Source organism: Burkholderia sp. MS455, from assembly GCF_016899445.1.
In the GTDB taxonomy this organism is placed as follows: Bacteria; Pseudomonadota; Gammaproteobacteria; order Burkholderiales; family Burkholderiaceae; genus Burkholderia; species Burkholderia pyrrocinia_C.
Genome location: NZ_CP041779.1, coordinates 3,222,318 through 3,234,574 on the forward strand (window position 1 = coordinate 3,222,318; position 12,257 = coordinate 3,234,574).

Here is a 12,257-nt window from a genome sequence, read left to right on the forward strand (position 1 = left end):
GAACGCATGGACCTGAACGCGCTGACGCTGCTCGTCGAGATCCTCGACGCCGGCAATCTCAGCAAGGCCGCGCAGCGGCTCAAGATGAGCCGCGCGAACGTCAGCTATCGGCTGAACCAGCTCGAGCGCTCGATCGGCCAGCAGCTCGTGCGGCGCACGACGCGGCGCATCGAGCCGACCGAAATCGGGCTGAAGCTGTACGAGCACGGCCGGCGCATCCGCAACGAGCTGCTCGCCGCGGAGGAATCGGTGACGACGCTCGGCCAGGACCTGCAGGGCCGCGTGCGGCTGTCGGTACCGAGCGGCTACGGGCAGATGGTGATGTCCGAATGGCTGCTCGCGTTCAAGCGGCTGCATCCGGGCATCGTGCTCGACGTCGTGTTCGAGAACCGCGTGGAAGACCTGATGCGCGACGAGATCGACATCGCGGTGCGCGTGATGCCCGAGCCGCCGCAGAACCTTGTCGCGCGCGACATGGGCGCGGTGCGCTACGTCGCGTGCGCGTCGGCCGCATTCGCGGCCGCGCACGGGATGCCCGCGAGCCTCGGCGCGCTGGCCGCCGCGCCGGTCGTCACCGCGACGGTGATGGGCCGCCAGCTCAGGATCGCCGCGTATCTCGGCGACGAGCGCCACGAGGTGCTGCTCGAACCCACGCTGATTTCGGAGAACTTCCTGTTCCTGCGCCAGGCGATCCTCGCGGGGGTCGGCGTCGGCATCGTGCCCGACTACGTGATGCAGGACGACATGCGGCGCGGCGCCGTCGTCACGTCGCTCGACGCGTATCGGCTCAGCATCTTCGGCACGCACATGTACATGCTCTACATGCCGAACCGGCACCACACGCGCGCGACGTCGACGTTCATAGAGTTCATCCTCGAACAGGCCGGAAAGGCCGGCCGGGGCGGGCCCGGCGGGATGCGTCAGGGTTTCCTGTCGGGTGACAATCCGCCGGCCGCGCGGCGACAATAGCGCGCCGGGGCGCGCAGCCCCGTTGCGCCTGCACCATCGCTTCATTCGAATTCACTGCTGCCGAGGGTTCAATGTTCGACCGGATTCGTCCGCATTCGCGTCCCTGGACGCTGCTCGCCGCCGTCGCGCTCATCGCGTTCAACGCCGGCTGCACGTCCCCGTCCGCGCCGTCGGGCGCCGTCGTCCCGGTTGCCCCCGCGTCGGGCGCCGCCGTGCCGCTGCCCGGCTTCCATGCGCCGGAGCTGTCGTCCGGCTGGATCGACAAGCCGGGCTGGACTTCGCAGCACAGCATGATCGCGGCCGCGAACCCGCTCGCGACGCAGGCCGGCTACGAGATGCTGAAGGCCGGCGGCACCGCGATCGACGCCGCGATCGCGACTCAGATGGTGCTCGCGCTCGTCGAGCCGCAATCGTCGGGAATCGGCGGCGGCGCGTTCATGCTGTACTTCGACGGCAACGCGACGCAGGCGTACGACGGCCGCGAAACCGCGCCGGCCGCCGCGACCGACCGCCTGTTCTACGGGCCGACCGGCCAGCCGATGGGCTTCTACGACGGCGTCGTCGGCGGGCGCTCGGTCGGCACGCCGGGCGTGCTGCGCATGCTCGACGCCGCGCACCGCGCGCACGGCAAGCTGCCGTGGCGCCGGCTGTTCCAGCCGGCGATCCGGCTCGCCGAGCACGGTTTCACGATCAGCCCGCGGCTCGCGACGCTGATCGCGAACGACAAGTACCTGAAGAACGACCCAGCCGCGCGTGCGTACTTCTACAATCCGGACGGCACGCCGAAAGCGGCCGGCACGGTGCTGAAGAACCCCGCGCTCGCAACCGTGCTGCGCCAGGTCGCCGAGCGCGGCGCGAACGCGTTCTACACCGGCGCGATCGCGCGCGACATCGTCACCAAGGTGCGCAAGCACCCGACCAATCCGGGCCTGCTGTCGCTCCAGGATCTCGCGCGCTACAAGGCGAAGGTGCGCACGCCGCTGTGCGCCGACTACCGGCGCTCGGTCGTCTGCGGGATGCCGCCGCCGTCGTCGGGCGGTCTCGCGATCGCGCAGATGCTCGGCATCCTCGAGGCGATGCCCGACTGGCAGCAGATCGGCGCGCAGAAACCGGTGCGCAACGACGTCGGCTACGAGCCGACGCCGTTCGCCGCGCACCTGTTCAGCGAAGCCGGGCGCCTCGCGTATGCGGACCGCGCGCGCTATGTCGCCGATCCCGATTTCGTGCCGCTGCCGGGCGGCAACTGGGCAAGCCTCACCGACAGGACCTACCTCGCGCAGCGCGCGCGGCTGATCGGCGACAGCAGCATGGGCGTCGTGCAGGCCGGCGCGCCGCGGGGCGCGACGCTCGCGATGGCCGACGACCGCAGCCCCGAATTGCCGTCGACGTCCGACATCGCGATCGTCGACCGCTACGGGCAGGCGCTGTCGATGACGACGAGCATCGAGGACGCGTTCGGCTCGCGGCTGATGGTGCGCGGCTTCATGCTGAACAACCAGCTCACCGATTTCTCGTTCGTGTCGAACGACAACGGCCGGCCGGTCGCGAACCGCGTGCAGCCCGGCAAGCGGCCGCGCTCGGCGATGTCGCCGGAGCTCGTGTTCGACAAGAAGACGAAGCAGGTGACGATGATCGTCGGCTCGGCCGGCGGCCCCGCGATCATCAATCACGTCGCGAAGACGCTGGTCGGCGTGCTCGATTGGGGCATGACGATGCAGCAGGCGATTGCACTGCCGAACTTCGGGTCGATGAACGGGCCGACGCAGCTCGAGCGCGGCCGCGTGTCGGACGCGCTCGTCGACGGGCTGAAGGGCCGCGGGCACGACGTGCAGGTCGTCGAGATGAACTCGGGCCTGCAGGGCATCCAGCGGCTGAACGTGCAGGGGCAGACGGTGTGGTTCGGCGGAGCGGACCCGCGGCGCGAAGGGATCGCGATGGGGGATTGAGCGGTTCCTTGCGTGGCGTGGCGGCGCGACGCGCCGCCGCGATACCGTTCGCCCGCTCCGCCACGACGAAATTCAGACTCGTCCGACAGACGTTGGCCGCCTCCTGTTCGCGCGTCTTGTCCAACTGCGACATCCCGATCGATACGCGATGTCCTGTCCCATATCGCTAACTTCAATTTCGTAACTGTCTGATCGACGACGCATCTGCCGCTACGTATAGTCGCTGACTCACGTCTCGGCCATTCGATTCCGGCGTGCAGTTCGCAGGCAACGGTGCAACGTCCCGTTGCCGATGAAGCATATCGGCATTGAACGTCCGAATGCACGAATTCAATCATTCAGGACTACGATTCATGATTCGCTTTCTCGCCACACCAACCGGCAACGCACGCCCGCACCGTTCCACAAAGCAGCCACGCCGGACGGCCGCCCGCCTGTCCGTGCTGGCCCTCTCGACAGCCGCGTTCTTGCCTAGCTACAGCCATGCCGCCGATCTCGTTCTCGACAACCTGATTGTCAATTCCGGCACCGGCGGCGATCCGGCCGCGTCGGGTGCCGGCTCGATCGCCATCGGTCCCGGCGCGACGGCAAACGGGGAGACCGGAGGCGATTACTCGGCGATCGCGATCGGCGCGAAATCCGTCGCCGACGGGCACGCTACCGTCGCCGTCGGCGAAAACGCGAACGTCTACGGCGACCGCTCGAGCGCGTTCGGCGTGTCGTCGAACGTCAATGCGAACCGCGGCCTCGCGCTCGGTGCCGACACGAAGGTCACCGCGCACGGTGCAGTCGCACTCGGCCAGGGCAGCGTCGCCGACCGCACGAACACCGTGTCGATCGGCAACACAGGCAGCGAGCGCCAGCTCGTCAACCTCCGGGCCGGCACGCGCGACACCGACGCAACCAACCTGTCGCAGCTCAAGCCTGTCGTCGACGCACTCGGCGGCGATGCCGCTGTCAGCGCGGACGGTACCGTTCGCGGCCCGAACTACACGATCGACGGGAAATCGTTCAACAACATCGGCAATGCGCTGACGAATCTCGACGGCCGCGTCACGACGATCGACGGCCGCGTCTCAACGGTCGAAACCGACGTCAAGTCGGTCCGCACCGACGTCGTCGATCTCGGCACGCGGCTCGACAACGGCACGACCGGTCTGGTCCGGCAGGACCCCGCGAGCCTCGCGATCTCGATCGGCGCCGACAAGGGCGGCACGTCGGTCAGCGTCGCCGGTGCGAACGGCACGCGCGCACTGACCGGGCTGTCGAACGGCACCGGCGACACCGACGCCGTGACGGTCGCGCAGCTCAAGGCGGCCGGCCTGATCGACCCGAACGGCAAGCCGCTCGGCGCGATCGTGTACGACGACCTGACGCTCGGTAGCGCGACGCTCGGCGGTGTGGGCGGTACCTTGCTCGACAACGTCAAGGGAGGCGCAATCGCGGCGGGCAGCATGCAGGCCGTCAACGGCGGGCAACTCTTTGCGATGGAGCAGAAATTCCAGAGCAGCGTCGATTCACTGAATTCTCGCGTGACGAATGTCGAGCAGAACGGCACCGGCGCCAACCCGTCGACGGGCGAGCACGGCAGCCAACTGGCACAACTCGGCGACGGCTCCGGAGCGACCGGATCGGATTCGATGGCGCTCGGCCAGAACTCGAACGCATCCGGCAATGGCGGCGTCGCGCTCGGGAACAATGCGACGGCATCGGGCAATAATTCGGTCGCGCTCGGCGCGAACTCCGTCGCCGATCGCGACGACTCGGTCTCCGTCGGCTCGCCCGGCCACGAACGACAGATCACCAACGTCAAGGCCGGCACCGCGCCGACCGATGCCGTGAACGTGCAGCAGTTGAACGACCAGATCGGCAGCGTTCGATCCGACATCGATCACTACCGGCGCGACGCAAGCGGCGGCATCGCATCCGCCGTCGCGATCGCGAACCTGCCGCAGGCATCGCTGGCGGGCGAAAGCATGGTATCGATTGCCGGCGGCACGTACAGCGGTCAGTCGGCCGTCGCGTTCGGTCTGTCGACCGCGACCCGCAACGGTCGCTGGGTCGTCAAGGCGTCCGGGTCGACCAATACACGAGGCACCGTGGCAGTCGGCGCCGGCGCCGGCTATCGCTGGTAAGCCGTCGCGGCATTGCCGACAGCATCATCCAGAACGGGCCGGGTTTCGATCGACACGAAACCCGGCCCCTTCCATTCGCGACCCTGCACGCTCATTACCGTCATGCGCCGCGCCATACACCCGGCGTACACCACCCGCGCGCCGTGCCGCCCCTACCCTCGCCCCTTCCACGGCACGATCCGCCGCTCGAGCAAGCGGCCGCGCTCGGCGATGTCGCATGCCGATCGGCAGCGCCTGCCTGCGCGAAGCACCGTTCAGTGCAACGGACCGCGTCGCGGATCGATCGGCGTCGTCACACCGCAACGCGCCTCGATCACCTCGCCCGCCGCAAGGCAACGGCCCTCCTGAAAGCGCCCGGCCACCAGTTGCACGCCGACCGGCAGCCCATCCACCGCGCCGACCGGCACGGACAGGCCCGGCAGGCCGAGAATCGCGGTGGCGAGCATCGGGCTTTGCGCATCCAGAATGCGCCGCATCGCGTCGTCTCCGCGGCGGTCCGCATCGATCGGGAACGGGCGCTGCCAGGACACCGGCATCAGCAGCAATGGATGACGGGCGAAAAAAACCTGCCAATGGCGCAGCACCGACGATCGCCGCGACAGCGCGTTCATGTAGCCGACCGTGTCGAGCGGCTTCGCGAGATGCATCATGCTCGCGCAAGCGGCCCGGACCGCGTCGTCGCCGTAGGTGTCGATCGCACCGCCCATGCCGGCCTCCATTTCGGCCGTCGTCAACGCGAGCCACAGATCGGCCGCTTCCCGCAGCGCCGGCGGCGTCGCGTGCACGACGGAATAGCCTGCCGCATCGAGGCAGCCGGCGGCAAAATCGAGCGCGTCGAGCACCGCAGGATCGGCCTCGATGCCGTCCATCTGCCGGCACAACGCGACGCGCGTCGGCCCCGCGTCGACACTCAACGGCGCCGGCACCCACCACGGATCGTTGAGATCCGGCGCAGCGAGCGCCCGCAGCGCGAGACGCAGATCGGCCACCGTGCGTGCAAGCGGCCCCTGCACCGACGCAAGCTGAACGGCCGGAGTCCGCTCGTGCGCCTGACTCGGATTGAACGCGGGCACGCGCCCCTGGCTCGGGCGCAATCCCGCAACGCCGCACGCATACGCCGGATATCGAATCGAGCCGCCCAGATCATTGCCGTGCGCGATCGCGCCCACGCCGGTCGCCACCGCGACAGCCGCGCCGCCGCTCGATCCGCCGGATGTCAGGCCGGGCACCCACGGATTCAGCGTCCGGCCGTACAGCTCGTTGTCGGTAAACCAGCGCAGCGAAAACGCGGGCGTATTGGTACGGCCGATGATGATCGCGCCTGCCTTGCGCAGATTCGCAACGACCGGGCTGTCGGCGACCGCCACGACGTCGCGATAGGCGGCGACGCCATTGCTCGTCGCACGCCCGGTCATGTCGACATTGACCTTCACCGTTACCGGCACGCCGTGCAGCGGGCCGACCCGCGCCCCTCGGGCGATCCGCGCGTCCGCGTCAGCCGCGGCGCGCATCGCGTCGTCGGCAAGCACGTCGACGACCGCGTTGGTCTGCGGATTGACCGCATCGAGCCGCTCGAGACAGCTCGCGACGACCTCCTGGGCCAAGCATTCGCGTTGCGTCAGGTTTGCCACGACCTCCGTTGCGCTCAGGCGCCACAGTTCCTTGTCCATCCGTATCGTCTCCTCGATGCGCTGCACTGCGCCTTCTTTGCTTGAGATAAAAGTATCTTATGAAGAATTGGCGCGCACCGACAGACAATTTGTTTTTGGGCGTGACAGCCAGCAGTTGCCGCCCACGAGTTCGTTTTATACGGAGGAATGGCGGACCAGCCACCGAAGGCACGGCTGCGGCTGGTCGGGGCGGGCAGCATTCGGGCCGCCACGCGCAGCCTGCGCCGAGCCAGGCTGCAGTCGGCAACGCGATCGGATCGAGGAACGCGAGGACGATCTCCGCGCCCGTTCAGCCTCTCCCCTTCCACGGCACCACCCGCCGCTCGACCCACCTCATCGCGAGATCGAACAGCCACGCGATCGCGCCGATGATCAGGATCCCCATCACGACGATGTCGGTGCGCAGGAAGCTCGATGCGTTGAGCACCATCTGCCCGAGCCCGGCCGTCGCGGCGACCATCTCGGCCGCGACGAGCGTCGTCCAGCCGAAGCCGATCGCAATCCGCAGCCCGGTGAGAATCTCCGGCAGCGCGGCCGGCAGCACCACGTGCCGCACGATCTGCGTGAAGCTGCCGCCGAGCGAATACGCGGCGTTGATCTGCTCGACCGTCGCCGCGCGCACGCCGGCGCGCGCGGCCATCGCGATCGGCGCGAAGCACGCGAGGAAGATCACGACGAGCTTCGCCGTTTCGTCGATGCCGAACCAGATCACGACGAGCGGCAGGTACGCGAGCGGCGGCAGCGGCCGGTAGAACTCCAGCAGCGGATCGAGCACGCCGCGCGCGACGCGGCTCACGCCCATCATGATGCCGGCCGGCACGCCGATCGCGGTCGCGAGCAGGAATGCGCCGAACACGCGCGCAGTGCTCCACAGCAGATGTTCGGACAGCGGCAGGCCGCCCTGGATGCGGCCGTGCCACGCGTCGACGAAGGCCGTCCATACGGCGTCCGGCGCGGGCAGGAACAACGGCGGCAGCCACTGCCGATGCGTCGCGACCCACCACAGCACGGCCAGCGCAGCGACCGTCGCCGCGCTCAGCCCCGCGGTCTTTCCCTGCCCCGGCAAGCGGTAACGGCGCGACGCGCGCGTCGGGCGCGCCGCCGCGGGTCGCCGCGTCGTGTGTTCGTCCTGCTCGAAACTCGCGGCCGTGCGATCGGCCGTCCACGAATCCTGCGTGCTCATGCTGTCCTGCCTGTGCAAAATACTGTTCCGGCCGCGCCCGACGGCCACGCCCTGCCGCGCGAGCTCGCGCGTCACGCGGCTTCCCCGACCGCTTCGTCGCGATGCAGATACGCGATCAGCCGTTCGCGCCACGCGATGAAATCGGCCGACGACTTCACCGCGCGCGCATCGCGCGTTTCGACGTAGCGACGCGCGAACGGCAGTTCGAAGGTTTCGGCGATCCGGCCGGGGCCCGGCGTCATCACGACGAGACGCGTCGCGAGGAACAGCGCCTCCTCGACGTCGTGCGTGATGAAGAACACCGTCTTGCCGGTGCGCGCCCACACGTCGAGCACGAGCGCCTGCATCGTGCCTCGCGTCATCGCGTCGAGCGCGCCCATCGGCTCGTCCATCAGCAGCACGCGCGGGTCGCTCGCGAGCGCACGCGCGATGCCGACACGCTGCTGCATCCCGCCCGACAGCTCGTACACACGCGCATGCGCATGCTTGTCGAGTCCGACCAGCGCGAGCGTCTCCCGCGCGCGCGCTTCGCGCTCGGCCTTCGGCACGCGCGCGAAGCGCAGCCCGAGCGCGACGTTATCGAGCACGTCGAGCCATGGCAGCAGCGCATACTTCTGGAACACGACACCGCGATCGGCGCCCGGGCCCGTGACCGGCACGCCGTCCACGCGCACGTCGCCGGTCGTCGGCGCGACGAAGCCGGCCATGCAGTTCAGCAGCGTCGTCTTTCCGCACCCGGACGCACCGAGCGCGACGACGAACTCACCGGCATCGATGCGCAGGTCGACGCGCGCGAGCGCCTGCGTCGTCGGCCGACCGCGCTCGCCCGGATAGGCAACCGATACCTGACGAACTTCCAGCGTGCTCATGAGCGATGCTCCGCGATGCGCTGCGTGGCCGCGCTCAGCGCGCGGCCTTCTGCACGAACTGCGGATCGACGCCGGCCGAATAGTCGGACAGCACCGTCTGGATCGTGCCCTGCGATTTGAGGAACGCGGCGGTGGCCGCGAGCGACTTCGCGGCGCCCGATTGCGCACCGCCGCCGAGCCACGTCGGCGACGCCTGCTCGGCCGCCGTCGGGAATGCGTAGAGCGCGAGGCTGGCCGGCACGTCCTGCACGTTCGCGCCCGATACCTTCGCCACCGCCGCGACCTGCGGCGACCCGGCCTTCCACGCGGCCGCATGCACACGGTAATCGGCATCGGCGGCGGCGAGCACCTTCACGAAGCGCGTGACGAACTCGGGGTTCTCGCGCGCGAACTTGCGGCTCACGACGAAGCCGTCGAAGGTGGCCTTGCCGCTTTCTTTCGCAACCTGGCCCGACGTCGTCAGCACGGTGCCCGACTGCTTGACCTTCGCCAGCACGGGATCCCAGATATAGGTCGCGTCGATGTCGCCGCGCGCCCACGCGGCCGCGACTTCGGGCGGACGCAGGTTGACGATCTTCACGTCGTTCGGATTGACGCCCGCGGCCTGCAGCGCGACGAGCGTATGGAAATGCGACGTCGACACGAACGGCACGCCGATCTTCCTGCCCTTCAGCGCCGCGATGTTGGTGACGCCCGAGCCGTTGCGCGCGACGAGCGCCTCGGCGTCGTTGATGTTGTCGAGTACCCAGAACAGCGAAATGTCGAGCCCCTGCGACAGCCCGGCCGCGATCGGGCTCGACCCGGCTTCGCCGAGCTGCACGGAGCCCGACGCGAGCGCGCGGATCACGTCGGCGCCGCTGTCGAGCTTGCGGAACCTGACCTTGTAGCCGGTCGCCTTTTCGACTTCACCGCTCGCCTGCGCGTAGCGCCACGGCACGACCATGTCCTGGTACGCGATCACGACTTCGCGCGATTCGGCGTGCGCCGCGCCGAGCGCGGCAAAGGCGGTCAGCGCGACGACGGCGCGGCGGATGAAGCTGAAACGGGACATGCGGCTCTCCTTCGGAATGCGGGCATTGCTGCGGGAGAGCCGACTATAGGAGCTTTGCGCGCGGCGGGAGCGAACTTATCCTGCGAAGCTATCGATGCCGTTTCAGCTTTGCTTCCCACGCTGAATTGGATCGTGCGTCCGGTCGGACGGCGATTGCCGTGCGAATGCGGGGATCGCAGCCGCACCAGCAAAAAAGCCCGCATCGCTGCGGGCTTTTTCGACTGCGTGAAGGCTGCGGTAACGCTAACGCGGCGCTCAGACCACGCCGGCCCCATGCGCCTGCAGATCGGCGTGATAGCTCGAACGCACCATCGCGCCGACGGCCGCGTGCGTGAAGCCCATCTTGTATGCCTCTTCCTCGTACATCTTGAACGTATCCGGATGCACGTACGCCCGCACCGGCAGGTGGTGCTCGGACGGCTGCAGGTACTGGCCGATCGTCAGCATGTCGACGTCGTGCGCGCGCAGGTCGCGCATCACCTGCAGGATTTCCTCTTCGGTCTCGCCGAGGCCGACCATCAGGCCCGACTTCGTCGCGACGTCCGGATGCAGCGCCTTGAAGTCCTTCAGGAGCTTCAGCGAGTGCGCGTAGTCCGAACCCGGGCGCGCTTCCTTGTACAGGCGCGGCACCGTTTCGAGGTTGTGGTTCATCACGTCGGGCGGCGCGGCGTTCAGGATCGAGATCGCGCGGTCGAGACGGCCGCGGAAGTCCGGCGTCAGGATCTCGATGCGCGTTTCCGGCGACTGCTCGCGCACTTCGCGGATGCACTCGACGAAGTGGGCGGCGCCGCCGTCGCGCAGGTCGTCGCGGTCGACGCTCGTGATCACCACGTACTTGAGCTTCAGCGCGGCGATCGTGCGCGCGAGGTTCTTCGGCTCGTCGGTGTCGAGCGGATCGGGACGGCCGTGGCCGACGTCGCAGAACGGGCAGCGGCGCGTGCACTTGTCGCCCATGATCATGAACGTCGCAGTGCCCTTGCCGAAGCATTCGCCGATGTTCGGGCAGCTCGCTTCCTCGCACACGGTATGCAGGTTGTGCTCGCGCAGGATCGTCTTGATCTCGTTGAAGCGCGAACTGCCGGTGGCCGCCTTCACGCGGATCCACTCGGGCTTCTTCAGCTTCTCGATCGGAATGACCTTGATCGGGATGCGCGCCGTCTTCGCCTGCGCCTTCTGCTTGGCAGTCGGATCGTAGGCAGCGGTCGCGGCCGAATCGGCCGGTGCGGGAGAAGCGGTAACGTCAGTCATTCGATTGTTCCAGTGCCTGCGGCTTGTCGGCGGCCGCGGATGCGCCGTCGAGGTTGGCGATCAGACGGCGCACCAGCGTGTGGGCGACGTCGTTCCAGTCGGCGGCAACCTCGAGGCTCGCCATGTCGACGGTTTCCAGTCCGGCATAGCCGCACGGGTTGATCGCAAGAAACGGGCGCAGATCCATCTTCACGTTCAGGCTCAGCCCGTGATAGCTGCAGCCGTTGCGGATCTTCAGGCCGAGGGCCGCGATTTTCGCGCCTTCGTGCACGCCGGATGCCACGTAGATCCCCGGCGCGCCCGCCTTGCGGACCGAAGCGAGATTATACGCCGCGAGGGTTTCGATCACGGCCTCCTCGATCTTCGTCACGAGCGTGCGCACCATCAGCTTGCGCCGGCGCAAGTCCAGCAGCAGGTAGACGACGATCTGGCCGGGGCCGTGATAAGTGATTTGCCCGCCGCGGTCGACCTTCACGAGCGGCACGCCACTGTCGGCCACCAGCAGGTGGGCCGGGTCGCCCGCCTGGCCGAGCGTGTAGACGGGCGGATGCTCGACCAGCCAGATCTCGTCGCCGGTGTCGGCCGTGCGCGTGTCGGTGAACGCGCGCATCGCGTCGAAGCTCGTCTCGTAGGCCTCGACGCCCCGCCAGCGCACGGTGACCGGGTGATCCGGCTGAACCGGCGACTCGGCGGGCGATGCGGAAGCGGCGACAGGCGTGGACACGATGGAAACCGGCGAAACGGACATGGGCGGTAGTTTACCGAAAACCCATGGGTCTCGCCGGCCGGGGAAAGGGACGGATGGTCAGTATCCGTCGGAGGAAATGGCGGTCAAACCGTGCGCCATCCGTCGTGGAACAGCGCGGCGACGCGTTCGCGCAGCCGTGCCAGCCCGCCGAGCGCGACTTCCCTGGGCGGCCGCGACACCGAGAACGCGACGCACGCACCCTCTCGGCCTTCCGCGCTGAGCCACAGCCGCTCGCCGCGGCGCAGCTTCAGCGTCTCGCCATCGACCAGGAAGTAGTCGTCGACGTCGTTGCTGCGCGTGGCCCAGACCGGCCCGCACTGGACGATCAGCCGCGTGCTGCGTTGCACCTTCATCGGCACGGTTTCGCCCACCGGGATTTCGAACGTGATGCTTGAGGAAATTTCTTGCATGATCGACTCCGCCAATAAGTGCTTCGAT

The 12,257-nt window shown here is 68.3% G+C and carries 10 protein-coding genes; 3 read left to right on the plus strand and 7 right to left on the minus strand.

The genetic code is table 11. The features are described from left to right. Positions 1–6: 6 nt before the first annotated feature. The 3 genes from FPJ27_RS33965 (at position 7) to FPJ27_RS33975 (ending at position 5,050) form a co-directional block, all read left to right on the plus strand. The gene (locus tag FPJ27_RS33965) at positions 7–969 is read left to right on the plus strand and encodes a LysR family transcriptional regulator (protein ID WP_204424698.1); all 963 of its coding nucleotides are present in this window, start codon (positions 7–9) and stop codon (positions 967–969) included. A gap of 71 nt (positions 970–1,040) precedes the next feature. Next, on the plus strand, positions 1,041–2,915 hold the full coding sequence (gene ggt, locus FPJ27_RS33970; protein ID WP_072437306.1) for a gamma-glutamyltransferase: 1,875 nt from the start codon (positions 1,041–1,043) through the stop codon (positions 2,913–2,915). 467 nt (positions 2,916–3,382) lie between these two features. Beyond that, positions 3,383–5,050, plus strand: coding sequence for a YadA family autotransporter adhesin (locus tag FPJ27_RS33975; protein WP_239483346.1), 1,668 nt, complete (start codon positions 3,383–3,385; stop codon positions 5,048–5,050). Positions 5,051–5,304: 254 nt separating this feature from the next. On the opposite strand, the gene FPJ27_RS33980 is transcribed toward FPJ27_RS33975, so the two are convergent. The 7 genes from FPJ27_RS33980 to FPJ27_RS34010 all read right to left on the minus strand — a co-directional run bounded on the left by FPJ27_RS33980 (position 5,305) and on the right by FPJ27_RS34010 (position 12,229). Then, positions 5,305–6,720 (minus strand): amidase family protein, encoded by a 1,416-nt coding sequence (locus tag FPJ27_RS33980; RefSeq protein ID WP_204424701.1) that lies wholly within the window; start codon positions 6,718–6,720, stop codon positions 5,305–5,307. A gap of 289 nt (positions 6,721–7,009) precedes the next feature. Further along, positions 7,010–7,978 carry an ABC transporter permease subunit gene (locus FPJ27_RS33985; protein WP_072437307.1) on the minus strand — a complete coding sequence of 323 codons (969 nt, stop codon included), beginning with the start codon at positions 7,976–7,978 and terminating at the stop codon, positions 7,010–7,012. Beyond that, entirely contained in the window at positions 7,975–8,772 is a 798-nt protein-coding gene (locus FPJ27_RS33990) for an ABC transporter ATP-binding protein (protein ID WP_204424703.1), read from the minus strand. The genes FPJ27_RS33985 and FPJ27_RS33990 overlap by 4 nt, the downstream gene beginning before the upstream one ends. 34 nt (positions 8,773–8,806) lie before the next feature. Then, positions 8,807–9,823 carry a taurine ABC transporter substrate-binding protein gene (gene tauA, locus FPJ27_RS33995; protein ID WP_204424705.1) on the minus strand — a complete coding sequence of 339 codons (1,017 nt, stop codon included), beginning with the start codon at positions 9,821–9,823 and terminating at the stop codon, positions 8,807–8,809. A gap of 255 nt (positions 9,824–10,078) precedes the next feature. Next, positions 10,079–11,071, minus strand: a complete 993-nt coding sequence (lipA, locus tag FPJ27_RS34000; RefSeq protein ID WP_105389606.1) for a lipoyl synthase — start codon at positions 11,069–11,071, stop codon at positions 10,079–10,081. Continuing rightward, a complete protein-coding gene (gene lipB, locus FPJ27_RS34005) occupies positions 11,064–11,819 on the minus strand; it encodes a lipoyl(octanoyl) transferase LipB (protein WP_072437311.1) in 756 nt (251 codons plus the stop codon). Before lipB ends, lipA begins: the two co-directional genes overlap by 8 nt. An 83-nt stretch (positions 11,820–11,902) precedes the next feature. Next, positions 11,903–12,229, minus strand: a complete 327-nt coding sequence (locus FPJ27_RS34010; RefSeq protein ID WP_072437656.1) for a DUF2917 domain-containing protein — start codon at positions 12,227–12,229, stop codon at positions 11,903–11,905. Between the last annotated feature and the right edge of the window lie 28 nt (positions 12,230–12,257).